14 protein-coding genes and 2 tRNA genes are annotated in these 15,721 nt (G+C 66.0%); 8 read left to right on the top strand and 8 right to left on the bottom strand.

Going from position 1 to position 15,721, the window contains the following annotated elements:
- Nucleotides 1-7 precede the first annotated feature (7 nt).
- Both ACZ1H8_RS19825 and ACZ1H8_RS19820 read left to right on the top strand, forming a co-directional pair.
- Nucleotides 8-220, top strand: coding sequence for a hypothetical protein (locus ACZ1H8_RS19825; protein ID WP_110151733.1), 213 nt, complete (start codon nt 8-10; stop codon nt 218-220).
- A gap of 93 nt (nt 221-313) precedes the next feature.
- On the top strand, nt 314-808 hold the full coding sequence (locus ACZ1H8_RS19820) for an Imm30 family immunity protein (protein ID WP_465178937.1): 495 nt from the start codon (nt 314-316) through the stop codon (nt 806-808).
- A 548-nt stretch (nt 809-1,356) separates the two neighbouring features.
- Here ACZ1H8_RS19820 and ACZ1H8_RS19815 read toward each other — a convergent pair.
- From ACZ1H8_RS19815 to ACZ1H8_RS19800, 4 genes are all read right to left on the bottom strand, one after another.
- Nucleotides 1,357-3,390 (bottom strand): S9 family peptidase, encoded by a 2,034-nt coding sequence (locus ACZ1H8_RS19815; protein ID WP_465178936.1) that lies wholly within the window; start codon nt 3,388-3,390, stop codon nt 1,357-1,359.
- A 62-nt stretch (nt 3,391-3,452) separates the two neighbouring features.
- A complete protein-coding gene (locus tag ACZ1H8_RS19810) occupies nt 3,453-3,947 on the bottom strand; it encodes a DUF2497 domain-containing protein (RefSeq protein ID WP_465181433.1) in 495 nt (164 codons plus the stop codon).
- A 43-nt stretch (nt 3,948-3,990) separates the two neighbouring features.
- Complete coding sequence (locus ACZ1H8_RS19805) at nt 3,991-5,550, bottom strand: TolC family outer membrane protein (RefSeq protein WP_465178935.1); 1,560 nt, start codon at nt 5,548-5,550, stop codon at nt 3,991-3,993.
- 31 nt (nt 5,551-5,581) lie between these two features.
- Nucleotides 5,582-6,241, bottom strand: coding sequence for a protein-L-isoaspartate O-methyltransferase family protein (locus tag ACZ1H8_RS19800; protein WP_465181432.1), 660 nt, complete (start codon nt 6,239-6,241; stop codon nt 5,582-5,584).
- 169 nt (nt 6,242-6,410) lie between these two features.
- Between ACZ1H8_RS19800 and ACZ1H8_RS19795 the strand changes: the two genes are divergently transcribed.
- Nucleotides 6,411-6,484, top strand: a tRNA-Cys gene (locus tag ACZ1H8_RS19795).
- A 73-nt stretch (nt 6,485-6,557) separates the two neighbouring features.
- Here the strand turns inward: ACZ1H8_RS19795 and ACZ1H8_RS19790 are convergent.
- Nucleotides 6,558-6,974, bottom strand: coding sequence for a glycine zipper 2TM domain-containing protein (locus ACZ1H8_RS19790; RefSeq protein ID WP_110151729.1), 417 nt, complete (start codon nt 6,972-6,974; stop codon nt 6,558-6,560).
- 213 nt (nt 6,975-7,187) lie between these two features.
- On the opposite strand from ACZ1H8_RS19790, the gene ACZ1H8_RS19785 reads away from it, so the two are divergent.
- The 3 genes from ACZ1H8_RS19785 (at nt 7,188) to ACZ1H8_RS19775 (ending at nt 9,927) form a co-directional block, all read left to right on the top strand.
- The gene (locus tag ACZ1H8_RS19785) at nt 7,188-7,406 is read left to right on the top strand and encodes a hypothetical protein (RefSeq protein ID WP_465178934.1); all 219 of its coding nucleotides are present in this window, start codon (nt 7,188-7,190) and stop codon (nt 7,404-7,406) included.
- An 82-nt stretch (nt 7,407-7,488) separates the two neighbouring features.
- Entirely contained in the window at nt 7,489-8,940 is a 1,452-nt protein-coding gene (gene cysS / locus ACZ1H8_RS19780) for a cysteine--tRNA ligase (RefSeq protein WP_465178933.1), read from the top strand.
- A 51-nt stretch (nt 8,941-8,991) separates the two neighbouring features.
- Nucleotides 8,992-9,927, top strand: coding sequence for a D-2-hydroxyacid dehydrogenase (locus tag ACZ1H8_RS19775; protein ID WP_465178932.1), 936 nt, complete (start codon nt 8,992-8,994; stop codon nt 9,925-9,927).
- A 12-nt stretch (nt 9,928-9,939) separates the two neighbouring features.
- Here ACZ1H8_RS19775 and rnk read toward each other — a convergent pair whose 3' ends face one another.
- Nucleotides 9,940-10,350: a nucleoside diphosphate kinase regulator gene (gene rnk, locus ACZ1H8_RS19770; protein WP_110150284.1), complete on the bottom strand. Its 411-nt coding sequence runs from the start codon at nt 10,348-10,350 to the stop codon at nt 9,940-9,942.
- A 224-nt stretch (nt 10,351-10,574) separates the two neighbouring features.
- Nucleotides 10,575-11,219, bottom strand: a complete 645-nt coding sequence (locus tag ACZ1H8_RS19765; RefSeq protein WP_110150285.1) for an HD domain-containing protein — start codon at nt 11,217-11,219, stop codon at nt 10,575-10,577.
- Nucleotides 11,220-11,545: 326 nt separating this feature from the next.
- Between ACZ1H8_RS19765 and ACZ1H8_RS19760 the strand changes: the two genes are divergently transcribed.
- Nucleotides 11,546-12,919, top strand: a complete 1,374-nt coding sequence (locus ACZ1H8_RS19760) for a class II 3-deoxy-7-phosphoheptulonate synthase (RefSeq protein WP_465181431.1) — start codon at nt 11,546-11,548, stop codon at nt 12,917-12,919.
- Nucleotides 12,920-13,000: 81 nt separating this feature from the next.
- Here the strand turns inward: ACZ1H8_RS19760 and ACZ1H8_RS19755 are convergent, their stop codons facing one another.
- A complete protein-coding gene (locus tag ACZ1H8_RS19755; RefSeq protein WP_465181430.1) occupies nt 13,001-15,304 on the bottom strand; it encodes a TonB-dependent receptor in 2,304 nt (767 codons plus the stop codon).
- Between the two features lie 269 nt (nt 15,305-15,573).
- Between ACZ1H8_RS19755 and ACZ1H8_RS19750 the strand changes: the two genes are divergently transcribed.
- Nucleotides 15,574-15,648: transfer RNA gene (locus ACZ1H8_RS19750), tRNA-Glu, on the top strand.
- Nucleotides 15,649-15,721: the final 73 nt, after the last annotated feature.

Here is a 15,721-nt window from a genome sequence, read left to right as displayed (position 1 = left end):
AGTGATCATGCTTAACAAGATCGGCCGCCTGTTCACCATCAAGACCAAGTTCGAGGCCTATCTGGTCATCTACGGCCTGGGCACGGGCGCGGTCGAGCGCGGCATGCACTATCTCGACCGCTATCCCGGCTATGGCGGCTGGCTGCTGTTCCTCGTCTGCCCGATCGCCGTCTTCATGGCAGGCGCAAAGATCCTCGACAGCATCGAGGCGGAAGGCTGAGCCGCGCTCACCGGCCAGCGCAGTGGCCGTTCGATTTCGCTGCTCTTTCGGACATCCTTAAGCGTCCAACCAAGGCCGTCGGAGGAAAACGGCATGTCCGTTCCCGCCCCAGTTGCGGTCATTCATGTTTCGGGGCAAATTGGGCTCATGCTCCAGAACGAACTCAGCAATCTGCGGCGGGTGATAGCTGATGGCGGGACTGCGTTGGAGATCGATGAAGCGCTCCTGCCCCTGCTCACACATTCGGACCCATGCATAATCTCACCAATCCTGACGCTTCTTAACGAGAGTGGCGATCAAGATGGCATGTGGTCAATACTTCACACTGCTGAGTCGTTCGATATATCGCCGTATGTAACAGGTTTATTGGCGGCCCTACCTTCACTCTCTAAAACCTGTCCTTGGTGGGCTCAAACTCTCGTCATTCGCGTTCTTAACTCAGAAAAATATACTGCTGAATTGAGCTGCCAGCTACGCGATACATCCGCGCGAACGAAAGAAGTCGCTGCTGCTATCTGCGAAAAACTTGGCAAAGACCTGCGCTTCCACGCATCGGCAGCGGCGGTGCTCGCGGCGATAGGGGTATAGAGCTACCCTTCCGCTTTCCACCCACTTGCCGCTGCACCGGGCCGCATGTGACACTGCTGGGATGAAAAGGTTATCCGCTGCGTTCATAGGGGTGGCGCTAATTTTGGCCTCAGGCTGCCACAGGCGAGAGCCAGAGATCTGCCGCTCCTCTCCACCGGAGAATTCCGAACAGTACGAGAGCTGGGAGAGAGCTCTCTCAGCGGCCCACTGCCAGCATTTGCCTGGAGACCAACCCGCGCCCGCGAATCTATCTCACGTCGGCAAAGGTGGCTGACGAGATCGCCGCACGCGAACGGGACGTCCGCTTTCCACCACCTTCGGTCATCCGCTGGAGGAAGCTTCCTTCATCCATGGAAGGGCGCTTCCGGCGCGACCGATCGAATGAACGGCCAAAGGTGGTGGTAATATGAGCCGCACTCATCGGCCAGCGCAGTAGCCGTTCGATTTCTCTCCCGACTGGGTTCCGGCCTTCGCCGGAGAACAGGGTTGCGCAAAGGGTGACTGCCGCGAGCCCGGCCGAGCCATGCTCCGCCGGGCCCGGCCTCAGGTCACTTGGCGGTGCCGGTGTACTTGTCGAGCCAGCCAAGCACTTCGCTGTACCATTGCATCGAGTTCTTCGGCTTGAGCACCCAGTGGTTCTCGTCGGGGAACACGACCAGCCGCGACTCGATGCCGCGGCGCTGGAGTGCGGTGAAGGCAGCCAGCCCCTGCGTGTATGGAATGCGGAAGTCCTTCTCGCCGGTGATCACCAGCTGCGGCGTCTTCCACTTGGCGACATGGTGGACCGGGTTCCACTTCTCATATTCCTCGGCCGCCTCGTAATAGGGCTTGCCCCCATGTTCCCACTCGTCGAACCAGAGCTCCTCGGTCTCGTACGCCATCGCGCGCGCGTCGAACACGCCGTCATGCTGGACGATGCACTTGAACCGGTCGGGCCACTGGCCCTCGATCCAGTTCATCATATAGCCTCCATAGGAGGCGCCGAGCGCGCAGGCATTGTCCGCCTGGAGCCAGCCATATTTGTCGGTCGCGGCCTGAAGGCCCTTTTGCAGGTCCTCGAGAGGCCAGCCGCCCCAATTCTTGTTGATCGCGTCGGTGAAGGCCTGGCCGTAACCGGTCGAGCCGTGGAAATCGACCGAGACGACGGCATAGCCCGCACCGGCGAACACCGCCGGGTTCCAGCGATAGGACCAGCTGTTGTTGCTCGATCCCTGCGGTCCGCCATGGACGATGAAGGCGATCGGCGCCTTCGCCCCTTCCTTCAGCGACGCCGGCTTCACCGCATAGCCCCACACCGTGTCGCCATTGGCACCGGGGAAGCTGAACCGGCTTACGGTCGGCAGGTCGATCCCCTGTAGCCGCGCGGCATTGACCCGGGTCAGCCGAACCGGCGCCTTGCCCGACAGGCTGTAGAAATCGTCGGGCGCCAGCAGGCTGTTCATCGAATAGAGGACGCCCTTCTTGGTCGGGACGACCGCCGAGACCACGCCTTCCTGCGTGAGCCGGCTGACCTTGCCGCTCTTCGCATCGACCGAGAAGATCGGCTCTTCCTGCGTATCCTGCGCGGTCACATAGAGTTTGCGGCTGTCGGGCGACCAGGCGATCGAGGCGACCGAACGGTCCCAGCCCTCGGTCAGCGCGCGCACCTTGCCCGTGGCGATCTCGCGCAGCATCAGCACCTGGCGATCGGCTTCATAGCCCGGACGCTTCATCGCCGCCCAGGCGAGCCATTTGCCGTCGGGCGATACCGCCGGCAGCGTGTCGGTCGCATCGTTGTCGGCGGTCAGATTGACCGGCGCGGCCGATCCGTCCGCCGGCACCGAGAAGATGTCGAGATTGGTCGACAGCGGCTCGATCCGCCCCGCCTCGCGAAGCGCAAAATAGACGGTCTTGCCATCGGGCGACCAGGCAAGCTCCTCGCCGCCGCCAAACGGCTTGGACGGGGTGTCGCCATCCAGCGATCCGCTGAGCGGTACCGCATTGCCCTGTCCGTTCAGCGGAACGACGAACAGCTGCGACCGGTCGCCGTTCGACCAGGTGTCCCAGTGACGCACGAACATCTTGTCATAGACGCGCGCCGACCCGGCATTGGCGTCTTTCTTGACCATTGCCGGCTCGATCGTCGGCGCGCCCGGCTTGCGATCGGCCCAGACCAGCGCGCGGGTGCCGTCGGGCGACAGCTTGAAGCCGCTGAAACCGCCGGGCGGCGTGACCAGCACCGTCTGCGGGCCGCCGGTGATGGCGACCGACGCGATCATGTCGGTGCCGCCCTTGTCCGACTGGAAATAGACGCGGCCGTCGGGACCGAATTGCGGACCGGTCTCGTTGACGTCGGGTTCCGCCACCAGCTTTTCGGGGGCTGCGCCCTTGGTGTTCAGGTCCAGCTTCCACAGGTCGAACCGGCCGCGATTGTTCGGAAGGTCGGTCTCGCGCTGTTGCCAGACGAGCCAGCGGCCGTCGGGCGAGACCACCGGCGCGCCGACGCGCGACAGCTGGGCGACATCCTCGATGGTCAGGTCACGGGCCGCGGCGGGGGCGGCAGCGAAAGCGAGCGCGACGCCCGCGAGCAGGAAGTGCTTCATGACCTGCGGTTCAAGCAGATGGTGACGATTGATACAAGACGGCCCGGTCGTCCGGGCCGGGGTCAGCGCCCGGTGATGCGCGAGATTTCGCGGGCGACCATCGATTCGACGATCTGCGGCAGATTCTGATCGAGCCAGTCGCGCAGCATCGGCTTCAGCATCTCGCGCACGGTCTCCTCCAGCGTCATCGCACCGGCCGAGTCGGGCTTCACCGCGATCCGCGACAGCGCCTCGAGCGGAACGCGGCTGGCCTCGGCGACGCGATCGGACAGGATCGGGTCGGGCCCGCTGCGGCGCGATGCCTCGCCGGCAGACGCCGCCGATCCGATCGGCAAAGGTGCGGGTTTCAGCCGGTCCTCGACCAGCTGGTTGAGCTCCAGCACCTCGTCCAGGATCGACGAACTGGGATCGCGCGGTGCCTCCGTGCGGGGTGCGATGCCGGGGGCCGCCGGGCGGCGCGAACGTGCTCCGGTCGCCGCATCGCCTTCCTCGGCGATGATGCGTTTGATCGACGAGAGGATCTCCTCCATCGACGGTTCGGAACTGACATCCCCCATGGTCACCAGCTTTTCGTGAGCGACAGGTCGCGGTGTCCCCTGATCAGGGATTGTTACCGCGACTGTCAACCGGCCTGGTCAACAATGGGTCCGACACGGGCGTCACCGCCGGGTCCTGCGGCGGGGTCTGATTGGTCCGGGTACCGCGCGCCTTGGGCGCCGGCCCGTCGGCCCAGTCGGAGATATTGCCGCGAACTTCGCGATAATTGGACAGCGGATCGTAGAGCGGCCCGCCGTCGAGCCCCAGGTCCTGCGCCTCGGCCTTGCCCATCGACGACAACAGTGTGAAGCCTGCGACATAGGCGTCGCGCTCGGCAGTCACATAGGTGACCTGCGAGTTGAGCAACTCCTGCTCGGCGTTCAGGATGTCGAGAATGGTACGGGTGCCGACGCTATTCTCGGCACGGACGCCCTCAAGGCTCAGCCGGTTGGCATCGACCGCGACTCGTGACGAATCGATGACGCGCAGCGAGGATTGATAACCGGCATAGGCCGACCGCGTCTGGGCGATCACGCCGCGCTCGACGAAGGTGACCTGCTCCATCGAGATTTCCTGGCGCGCCTGGGCCTGGCGCACCTCGGCGGCGGGGCGGCCACCCTGGAACAGCGGCATCGACAGGTTGACGCCGGCGGTCGTCGACCAACCGTCCCCGGCAACGCCGGCGCGCACGGCCTGGTCGGTCAGCGACCCGAGATTGTTGAAATAGCTTCCGCCCGTCACGAGGCTGACCCGCGGCAGGCGCCCTGCCCGCGCGACCCGGACGTCATAGCCGCTGGCATCGCGCAGCTTCTGCGCCGCCTCGAGATTAGGATTGTTGGCGACGGCGATATCGACCGCCGCCTCGACCCCGCTCGGCAGGCCGGGGAGCGGCGGCGGCGGCGCCAGCACGCCCGGCGGGGTGCCGACGACGCGGATGAAGGTCTCGCGGCTGCCGATCAGCCGAGCCTCCGCGGTGCGCAGCTGGCCCTGCGCCAGGGCGAGTCGCGCCTCCGACTGGGCGACGTCGGTGCGGGTCAGATCGCCGACCTCGAACCGGTCGCGGCTGGCCTGGAGGTTGACTTCGAGCGCGCGGACATTCTGCTGGTTCAGCCGGACGATCGCCTCGTCGCGGATGACGTCGACATAGGCGGTCACGACCTGGGTGAAGATGTCGGCTTCGGTCGCCCGAAGCTGCGACCGGCCCGCCTCGACCCTGGTTTCGGCCGCACGGACCGAGTTGCGAACCGCGCCGCCGGCATAGACGGGCAGGGACAGGTCGATGCCCGCCTGGGCGGTGCGGGCGGGGCCGAGGCCCTGATTGGTGTTGTGCAGCGTCTCGGTAAAGCCGCCGGACGAGTTCACGCCGGGCAGGCCCGCCGACCGGGCGATCGGAACGCCTTCATCCGTCGCACGAAGGTTCGCGCGCTCGCCCTGAAGATCGGGATTGCCGCGATAGGCGAGGATCAGCGCGTCGCGCAGCGTCATGGTCGGCTGCGGCGCGGGCGCGGGCGTTTCCGCCTGTACCCGCGCCGGCGCCGTCGTCCGCGAAGTGCTGGTCTGCGCCGCCGCGGGAACCGCGATCGCCGCCAGGCTCACGCCCAGATACAGGGTATTTAGTCGCATGAGCCTCATCTTTGCACCGCTCGGAAACTGGTCAGAATTGGAACGTCTTCACCTTCTCGAACCCCGGGAGCACCGCCACCTCGATGTCTGCGAACGGCACCAGGCCGAAATGGCTGCCGGACTTGCGGCCGGTCGCCAGCCGGGTGACGCCGCGATCGACGATGCCGGTCGCCACGCGGCCGCCATCCTTGAGCTGCGCCATCACGCCTTCGGGCATTTCCTCGACCGCGCCGTCGACGACGATCAGATCATAGGGGGCATTCGCCGCCCAGCCCTGGTTGAGCGGTCCCTCGACCACGGTGACGCCAGCCTTGCCGGCCAGCGCCTCGCGCGCCAGCGCCGCGAGTTCGGGATCGGATTCGAGCGCGGTCACGCTGCCGGCCAGGTCGGCCAGGATCGCGGCCGAATATCCGCCGGCCGCGCCGATCACGAGCACCGCATCGTTCGGGGCAACCTGCGCCTCGGTCAGCAGCCGGCCGATCACCAGCGGCGAATTGTGGCGCCGGCCGCCGTTCAGCGGCAGCAGCGTGTCGCGATAGGCAATCTCGCGATGTTGCTCGGGCAGGAAACGCTCGCGCGGTTCGGTCGACATCGCCTCCAAGACGCGCGCGTCGTTGACCGAATTGGTGCGCAGCTGGCTGGCTACCATGGCGTGGCGCATCGCGTGCGCGGCATCGGTCGTCGGGGTCATATTCACTCCGCCTGTCTGGCACAGCCGTGTTAGCCATGCAATACACTTGTTGGGTTCGGGGCTATGTATAACGCGACTTCGCCGACGCCAAGCGATGTCCGCTCCGATTTTATCGCAACTGTGGTTGACAGGACGCAATGGTCCTGCGCATTCCGCCCGCTCGCTTCGAGGCCCGATGGCGGAGTGGTGACGCAGAGGACTGCAAATCCTTGCACCCGGGTTCGATTCCCGGTCGGGCCTCCATCTTCGCGAGGCGAACGAAAAAGGCGTCCGGGTATCCCCGGACGCCTTTTCCCTGTGCGCCGCGCGTGACGACTCAGCGGCGATAGTAGCTGTCGCGGCAGCTGCTCTTCTCGACCTCGTTACCCAGCAGCGCGCCGGCACCTGCGCCGATGATCGTGCCGGTGGTGCTGCGGCGGCTCCAGCGGCTCGAGCCGCGACCGATCTCGCCACCCAGCAGTGCGCCGACCACGCCGCCGACGATCGTGCCGGTCGTTCCCGAGCGGCAGCGGTCACCGCGATAGTAACGGCGATCGCGGCGATAATCGCGATAGTCCTCGCGATATGCCCGGCGATCATAACCGCGGTCATAATAGTCGCCGCGATAGCCCTGATCGTAATAGGACGACGGCGCGTCGTAATAACCATAGGCCTGGGCCGAAGCCGGAGTAGCGGCCAGCGCGCCCATCAGGGCAGTGCCTGCGATCGCCGCGGAATACAGCATCTTCTTCATGGTCAAACTCCCCGGGGTGCGATGATCGCTCCCGTTATTGGCGGTTCTAGCGACTCGCTCATGCCGCTTCGCTGAATGCGTCCGTTATGTGACGTTCACCTTGCCCGGCCCCGCATCGCGCCTCGTCGACGCATCCCACCGCCCTGCCCCCGGCGATGCGGAACAAAAGCCGATTCCTTCCGTTTCGGCAGAGATCATCACGGAGGGCTGCCAATGTACGCTTTCGGTATCCGACAGACAGAAACGGGCACCCGGATCGGCTATCGGCAGGACCAGGCGACCAGCTGCCCCGATTGCGGACAAAATCACTGGCTGGTCGGCCGCCAGACCGTCGAATGCGCCTATTGCGCCACCGCCCTGCCGCTGATCGCCAGCCAGCGCCCCGGCATCGGCATCATCGCCCCCCGCCCCTTCGAGTCCGCCGCCGCCTGAACGCCGGCATCGACGCGACGGCTGGTCCCCGAGCGTCGGATACGCCATTGCGCGCGGCGCGCACGCCGGTAAGACACGCGCCATGCACGGCGCCGAACTCACGCTTTACAATTCGATCACCCGCAGCCTGGAGCGGTTCGAACCGCTCGACCCCGAAAAGGGCGTGCGCGTCTATTCATGCGGACCGACGGTCTATTCCGATCCGCATCTGGGCAATCTGCGCGCCTATGTGTTCACAGACACGCTGAGCCGGGTGCTGAGCTGGAAAGGCTATCCGCTCACCCATGTCATCAACATCACCGATGTCGGCCATCTGACCTCGGACGCCGATGCCGGCGACGACAAGATGGAGGCGGCAGCGAAGAAGCGCGGCCAGAGCGCCTGGGACATCGCCCGCCATTATGCCGATATGTTCCGCCGCAACCTGGCCGATCTGAACATCCGCACGCCGACGCACATGCCGCTGGCGACCGACTATGTGCCGAAGATGATCGCCTTTGCCGAAGCGATCGCGGCGAAGCATTGCTACGAACTCGATTCTGGCCTGTACTTCGACAGCAGCACGGTGCCCGATTACGGGCGACTGGCGGGATCGCAGGACGATCAGGGCGAGGCGCGGATCGATCCGGTCGCGGGCAAGCGCCATCCGCAGGACTTCGCCATCTGGCGCAAGACGCCGGCGGACGAGACGCGCCAGATGGAGTGGGACTCGCCCTGGGGCCGCGGCGCGCCGGGCTGGCACCTCGAATGCTCGGTCATGAGCAGCGAATTGCTGGGCCTGCCGTTCGACATCCACACCGGCGGGATTGACCACCGCGAGATCCACCATGTCAACGAGATCGCCCAGAACCAGGCGCATTGCGGCTGCGGCGACAGCGGCGCGCGCTTCTGGATGCACAACAACTTCCTGGTCGACCGCGGCGGCAAGATGTCCAAGTCCAAGGGCGGCATCGCCACGCTGGAGGCGCTGGTCGGCCGCGGCGTGCACCCGATCGCCTATCGCCTGATGTGCATCAGCGCCCATTATCGAAGCGAGCTGGAGTTCAGCACCGACAATCTCGGCGCGGCGCTGACCCGGCTGAAGCGGCTGGTGATGGCGGTCGGCAAGCTGAAGGACAAGGCGAAGGGCGATGGCACCCCTGCCCAGCCCTATCTGACCCGGCTCGACGAGGCGGTTTCCGACGACCTGAACACGCCGCGCGCGCTCCCCGTGCTCGACGAGCTGATCGACGACAAGAGGTTGTCGGCCGAGGACCGGCTGGCCACGCTTGCCGAGTTCGACCGCGTGCTCGGGCTTGACCTGATCGCGCTGGACCGTGCCGCGTTGCGGGTTCGCCCGGCGACGGCGACGCTGAGCGCCGAGGAGGTCGAGGCGCGGCTGGCCGAGCGTCGTCAGGCGCGCGTCGACAAGGATTTCGCGCGGTCGGACGCAATTCGCGACGAACTCGGCGCTGCGGGGATCGATGTCATGGACGGCGATCCGCTGGGCTGGGACTGGAAACCCCTGCTGTCGGACCCCGAGACTACCGACTGATCGCGACACCGCGGGATTGCAGTCACGCGCCGGTCGGGTAGCTTGCGGCCGATGAAAGCCGTGCTTCCCGCCCTTGCCCGCCCGCTGATCGAGCCTCGCCTGCCTGCCGGCGTCGAGGCGCACTGGTTCGCCACCACCGACGAGGCGCGCGCGATGGTCGCCGATGCCGAGATCGGCTGGCTCGACAATAACCGGCCCAACGAATGGGCGCGCAACGTCGAGGCGGCGGGACAGCTCAAATGGCTCTCGACCATCTATGCCGGGCTCGACGCGCTCGACACCGATCTGTTGCGCGGGCGCGGCACGCGGGTGACCAACGGCAGCGGGGTCAATGCGCATACCGTCGCCGAATATGCGGTGATGGGCGCGCTGGTCGCCGCCAAGCGGTTCGACGAGGTGGTCCGCGCCGCCGATCGCCATGAATGGCCGAGCGATGCGCCGGGCAAGCAGGAACTCTTTGACAGCGACGCGCTGGTCATCGGCTATGGCACGATCGGCCGGCTGATCGGCGAACGGCTGACCGCGTTCGGGACGCGGGTGACTGCGGTGACGCGGTCGGGGGCGGACGGCACGCTGACCCCGGACCAGTGGCAGGCAAAGCTCGGCAGCTTCGACTGGATCTTCCTCTCGGCGCCGTCGACCGACGGCAGCCGGCACATGATCGGCGCGGCAGAGCTTGCGGCGATGAAGCCGAGCGCCTGGATCGTGAATGTCGGTCGCGGCGACCTGATCGACCAGGACGCGTTGATCGAGGCGCTGACGAAGCGGCGGATCGGCGGCGCCTTTCTCGACACCGTCACGCCCGAGCCGCTGCCGTCCGACCATCCGCTGTGGCGCGCGCCGAACGCGATCCATTCGATGCACCTGTCGGGGCGCAGCCAGACGCGGATGTTCCTGCGGGCGGCGGCGCTGTTCGTCGAGAATCTCCACGCCTATGTCGCCGGGCGCCCGCTGAAGAACGAGGTCGATCTGGCCGCGGGCTATTGACGCGGCAGCGGATCAGCCCCGCTCGACCCGCACCACCCGCAGCCGGTGCGCCGCGCCGTCCCGGTCGGGCCACAGGATGGTGCGCCCGGCGCGCATGCCGATCAGGCCGGCACCGACTGGCGTGAAGACCGATACCTTGCCGGCGGCGATGTCCGCCTCTCCGGGATAGACGAGCGTGACGGTGCGGGCGGCACCGCTGTCCTCGTCGACGAATTCGACGCGGCTGTGCATCGTGACGATGTCAGGCGGCAGCGCATCTGCGCTATGGACTTCGGCGCGGTCGAGTTCGGCCAGCAACAGCGCGGCCTGGGGCGACTGGCGCGCCGAAGGTTCGAGCGCGAGCGCGTAGAGCGCGTCGCATTCGCGGTCGATCAGGTGGATGGGCGGACGTGCGTCGTCCCCCACGAGCGGTGCAGTGGCCATGATGATTCCATTCGGTCGGGTGGGCGCAGCGCGGCCGAAGGCGGCCTCGCGCTGTCGTTCAGATGTGAGAGAACCCGGACCTCATGGGACACAGCCCGCAGGCGAGGCCCGGGCTAGCCGCGCGCGGCGAGCTGACCGGAATGCATGCGAAACCGCAGGAATGTCGCGAAAGCGTACATGGGCCGGAACATGGGGGTAACGACGGCCGGTGTCAAACCCGGCGCTCAGTCGCGTGCGAGCAGCTCGGCAATGCTCCCGTCTTCGCGAAGCCGGTCCTGTTCCCAGCGCATATTGGCGCGGGCGCGATGCTCGAGCGCGTCGGGGTCCAGCCCTTGCGCGACCGACAGGCGATGGAGCAGCGGCACACCGCACAACTGGTCGAGCACCGCGACGCGACCGGCCCGATAGGCAGGTTCGGGATGCATCGCATATTCGTCGCGGATCGCCAGCGCGTAGCGGCGATAGGCAACCCGATCCGCGGCGAGGATCGACAGGTCGAGATCGACCATGATCCGGGCCAACGCGTGATCGGTCGCATGGCCCTTGGTCGCCATGACACACGTCTCGAAGTCGCGCATCTCGTCTTCGGGCCATTGCAGCAGCGCGAGGCCGATATCGGCGCTGCGGCGCTCATTGTCCCGGGCGAGCGGATCGTAGAACAGGTCGTGGAGCCAGATCGAATAGCGCAGGATGCGATGGTCCCGCTCGGACAGCTTGTGGGCGAATGCGGCGTCCAACCCGTCCAGCAGATGCCGGACGTGATCGAGATTATGATAGGCAAGCGCGCTGTCGGCAAAGCGCTCCACGAGCAGTGCCCGTATCAATGGCGGCATATCAGCGACCAGGGTGCGAACGTCGTTCTCGCTCATGCAGTCATTCTACTCACCCGGCTTAGAACATGCCAATCACCCGATTTGGGTGATCGGGAATAAAGCCTCTTGCCTTCGTTTACCCCTCAAGGGTAAGGGGGCGCATGACTACGACATTGGCAGGCACCAAGATCCGCCGTTTCCGCGAGGAACGCTCCCTTTCACGCGCCGCGTTCGGCGCTTGGTATGATGCGCCGGGCAGCACCGTCCAGGGATGGGAAGATGATGGCAAGCGTGCGAACGCGGTCGTCGTCAACCAGATCGCGGCCAATGGCATCGCGCATCATCAGGACTGGTATGTCCAGGTGAACGCCGCCGCCAACGACATCGGCGCCAAATGGTCGCCGTCCAGCTGGCAGTCGGCCGAGGCGCGCCAGCTTCCCGTCTATCCGGACGCCAAGGCGCTGGACGCGGCGACGACCCAGATCGCCAGCTTCCCGCCGCTGGTGTTCGCCGGCGAGGCGCGCAGCCTGACCGCCGATCTCGCACGGGTGGCGGAGGGCAAGGCCTTCCTGCTGCAGGGCGGCGACTGTGCCGAGAGCTTTGCCGAGTTCCACCCGAACAACATCCGCGACACGTTCCGCGTCATCCTGCAGATGGCGGTGGTCCTGACCTATGCGTCGAAGCTGCCGACGGTGAAGGTCGGTCGCATGGCCGGCCAGTTCGCCAAGCCGCGGTCGGCGGATACCGAGACTATCGATGGCGTCGAGCTGCCCAGCTACCGCGGCGACAATGTCAACGACATCGCCTTCACCGCGGCGTCGCGCATTCCCGATCCCCAGCGGATGATCCAGGGCTATTCGCAGTCGGCGGCGACGCTGAACCTGCTTCGCGCCTTCGCCAGCGGCGGTTATGCGAACCTGCACCAGGTCCATAAATGGACCCATGACTTCATGGGCAACACCCCCTGGGCGAAGCGCTATGCCGAGATGGCGGCGCGGATCGGTGAGGCGCTGGACTTCATGCAGGCATGCGGCATCGATGCCGACAGCGTGCCGCAACTGAAGGCCACCGACTTCTACACCAGCCACGAGGCGCTGCTGCTCCCCTATGAGCAGGCGATGACGCGGCAGGACAGCCTGACCGGCGACTGGTACGATACCAGCGCGCACATGCTGTGGATCGGCGATCGCACCCGGTTCGAGGGATCGGCGCATGTCGAGTTCCTGCGCGGCATCGGCAATCCGATCGGGATGAAGTGCGGCCCCAGCCTGGAGCCGGACGCACTGCTGAGGCTGCTCGACACGTTGAACCCGCATCGCATTCCCGGGCGGATGACGCTGATCACCCGCTATGGCCATGACAAGATCGAGGCCGCCCTGCCCACGCTGGTCCGCGCGGTGAAGCGCGAGGGTCATTCGGTGGTGTGGAGCTGCGACCCGATGCACGGCAATGTCGTCAAGGCCGCCAATGGCTACAAGACGCGCCCGTTCGACCGGATCCTGGCCGAGGTGCGCGGCTTCTTCGCGGTGCACCGCGCCGAGGGCACGTTCGCCGGCGGCATCCATGCCGAGATGACCGGCCAGAACGTCACCGAATGCACCGGCGGCGCGGTCGAGATCACCGAACAGGGTCTGGCCGATCGCTATCACACACACTGCGATCCGCGCCTGAATGCCGGCCAGTCGCTGGAACTCGCCTTCCTGCTGGCCGAGATGCTCAATGCGGAAATGGCGGAGCGGCGCAAGGCTGCAGCCTGATCCGGCCCCACGGCAAAAAGAAAGGGCCGGCGGAGCGATCCGCCGGCCCTTCTTCATATTCGCTGTCCGCCGGCGCGAGGCTTAGCGGAAGCGGCCGTTGAACGAGATGCCGATGATGCGCGGCTCGTTCAGCACGGCCGCCATGTAATTCTCGATCACGCCCTTCAGGTTCTTCTCGTTGGTGATGTTGCGCGCGAACGCCGCGATCTCCCAGGCACCGTCGCCGCCGGCATAACCGACCTTCAGGCCACCTTCGAAGTTGCCGTTCGCGGTGAACTCGTCGCTGTCATAAAGCACGAAATTCTGCTTGCCCTGCACCGTCCAGTCGGTGGCGATGAAGAACTTGCCGTCATCGCTGACCGGCAGGTCGTAGCGCGCCGAGAAGTTGATATTGTATTCCGGCGCGTTGGGCAGCGGATTGCCGTCGATCTGGGCGAAGACCGCCGGCGCGCCGAAGATGGTGCGGGTGATCGTCGGATCCTTGACGGTGCAGACCACCTGCCCGCTCAGCGCGCAGACCTGAGCATAGACGCGCTTGTCCTGGATCTCGGTGTGCAGCAGGCTGAGGCCGGCCGAGAAGGTCAGGTTCTGGATCGGGCGCCAGTCGGCCTCCAGTTCCACGCCATAGGCCTTGGCCTTGTCGGCATTGAACAGGACGCCGTTGCCGTTCGAGTCATTGCCGTTCAGCTGGATGTCGTCGACCGTATAGTAGAAGGCGCTGCCGTTCAGCCGCAGCGTGTTGCCCAGCAGGTTGCTCTTGAAGCCGGCTTCCCACGACAGGATCGTTTCCGAATCCGCAGTGGTGAAGTCCGAGTTGAACACGGCCGAACGCCCCTGGATGGTCGGCCCGCGGAAGCCCGAGGCGACGCGCGCATAGAGGCTGAAGTCCGGGTTCACCTGATACAGCGCCGACAGGTCCCAGCTGGGCTTGGTGTCGGACAGGCGAACATAGCGGCGACCGGTATAGGTCACGACGCCCGCCGCGGTGTCGGCGGTCTTGAGCAGGCGGGTTTCCTTGGTGTCCTCGGTCACGCGGCCGCCCGCGGTGATCGTGAACTCGGGCGTCACGGCATAGCTTGCCTGGCCGAACAGCGCCCAGCTGGTGTTGACGTTGTGCAGGCGCACCCAATTGTTCGGGTTGCGGTTGGTCGTGAGAAACCAGGCGCGCTGGTAGAAGTCGGTGGTGTCGCGCGAGTCGAAATAGAAGCCGCCGACCTGCCACTTGAACGGACCGGTGCCGTCGCTGGCGAGGCGCAGTTCCTGCGTCCACTGATCGAGACCCTCGACCTTGCCCATCGACTGGCCGAAGCCGACTCCTCCGAAGTTTGCGGCCGCGCCGCCATCGGTGTCGCCGCGGCTATAGCCGGCGGTGGTCTCGTAGCCGGTGATCGAGGTCAGCGTGACGCCGCCGAACTCGTACGCCGCGTTCAGCGAGCCGCCATAGGTGGTATAGCCCTGCGGGTTGTTCGCGGCCTCGTCGAACGCGACCTTGTCGCGCGCGACATTGCTGACGTCGTTCGAGCCCTTCTTCAGCGCGCCGCGCAGGAACAGGGTCGAGGTGCCGTCATAATCGCGGACATGGCCCGAGGCGAGGATCGACAGCTGCTCGGTCGGCGTGAACAGCAGCTGCGCGCGCAGGTCGCGCTCGTCGAAGCCGCCCATCGCCTTCTTGCGCGGGCTCAGGGTGCCGTCGGCGCTGGGGCCGACATAGGTGTTGTCGACCCAGTCGTCGCGATGCTGGTACAGGCCCGACAGGCGGAAGCCGACCTTGCCCTCGACCAGCGGACCGCCGACGCCGGCGTCGATCGCGATGCTGTTATAGCTGCCATAGGAGGCGGTCACGCGGCCGTCGAACGACTCGGTGTTCGGGCGGATCGTGTCGATCTTGATGATGCCGGCGGTGGTGTTGCGGCCGAATAGCGAGCCCTGCGGACCACGCAGCACTTCGACCTGGCGCACGTCATAGGCCGGGTTCGACTTCAGCACGACATGCTCGAGGATCACGTCATCCTGGATGATCGACACCGGCTGCGACGCGCCGAGATAGAAGTCGATATTGCCAAGGCCGCGAATATAGAAGCGCGGGAAGATGCGGCCGGTCGTCGTCTCGGCATAGAGGCCGGGGACGCGGCCCGCCAGCGACAGCAACGTGTCGTCGCCGCCCGCCTGCGTATCGCGCGCCAGGTTGCTGTCGATGACCGCGACCGACAGCGGCACGCGCTGAAGATTTTCGGAGCGGCGCTCGGCGGTCACGACGATCTCGGTCAGGCCGGTGTCGTCGGCCTGGGGCTCGCTGGGCGCGTCCTGCGCAGATGCGGGCGCGGCGGCGACCGTCAGGCTGCCGATGGCAGCGCCAAGCAGCAGCAGCGACTTGATCGGGGGAATGCTATTCACAGGTGTTCCTCACTGAATGCGGCCTTCGCCGCGTGTCAGGGGCACATGCCGGTCCATCGCACCGATCCCCTTCCGATCGGCACATGGTTCCTCATCATTTCGAATTGGCCCGGCATCCGCCCCGCGCGGGTCGCCTAGGCCCGGATTGCGACCCTATTGTTACACGATGCGATCGATTTTCGGGCAAAGCGCGCCGATTGAGGCAACATCCCGCTTGACGCCCCTCCCCACCCCGGATAGAGGCCCGCTTCCACCGCGTTGGCCCCTTCGTCTAGCGGTCAGGACGTCGCCCTCTCACGGCGAAAACACGAGTTCGATTCTCGTAGGGGTCACCAACGGTTCAGGCGCCTGGCAGCGCGTCATCAGCGACAATTTCCAGTTCACTGCGGAAGCGCAGGCAGCGTTCTG

The organism is Sphingomonas sp. BL-S-25, assembly GCF_055521555.1.
This window is presented reverse-complemented; position numbering and strand designations above follow the sequence as displayed.

Bases quoted from the DNA above. Each gene is read 5' to 3' on its own strand.
- ACZ1H8_RS19790 (WP_110151729.1), bottom strand. From the start codon at position 6,974: ATGAAGAAGATGCTGTATTCCGCGGCGATCGCAGGCACTGCCCTGATG.
- ACZ1H8_RS19815 (WP_465178936.1), bottom strand. From the start codon at position 3,390: ATGAAGCACTTCCTGCTCGCGGGCGTCGCGCTCGCTTTCGCTGCCGCC.
- ACZ1H8_RS19800 (WP_465181432.1), bottom strand. From the start codon at position 6,241: ATGACCCCGACGACCGATGCCGCGCACGCGATGCGCCACGCCATGGTA.
- cysS (WP_465178933.1), top strand. From the start codon at position 7,489: ATGCACGGCGCCGAACTCACGCTTTACAATTCGATCACCCGCAGCCTG.
- ACZ1H8_RS19820 (WP_465178937.1), top strand. From the start codon at position 314: ATGTCCGTTCCCGCCCCAGTTGCGGTCATTCATGTTTCGGGGCAAATT.
- ACZ1H8_RS19805 (WP_465178935.1), bottom strand. From the start codon at position 5,550: ATGCGACTAAATACCCTGTATCTGGGCGTGAGCCTGGCGGCGATCGCG.
- ACZ1H8_RS19775 (WP_465178932.1), top strand. From the start codon at position 8,992: ATGAAAGCCGTGCTTCCCGCCCTTGCCCGCCCGCTGATCGAGCCTCGC.
- ACZ1H8_RS19785 (WP_465178934.1), top strand. From the start codon at position 7,188: ATGTACGCTTTCGGTATCCGACAGACAGAAACGGGCACCCGGATCGGC.
- ACZ1H8_RS19765 (WP_110150285.1), bottom strand. From the start codon at position 11,219: ATGAGCGAGAACGACGTTCGCACCCTGGTCGCTGATATGCCGCCATTG.
- ACZ1H8_RS19810 (WP_465181433.1), bottom strand. From the start codon at position 3,947: ATGGGGGATGTCAGTTCCGAACCGTCGATGGAGGAGATCCTCTCGTCG.
- rnk (WP_110150284.1), bottom strand. From the start codon at position 10,350: ATGGCCACTGCACCGCTCGTGGGGGACGACGCACGTCCGCCCATCCAC.
- ACZ1H8_RS19825 (WP_110151733.1), top strand. From the start codon at position 8: ATGCTTAACAAGATCGGCCGCCTGTTCACCATCAAGACCAAGTTCGAG.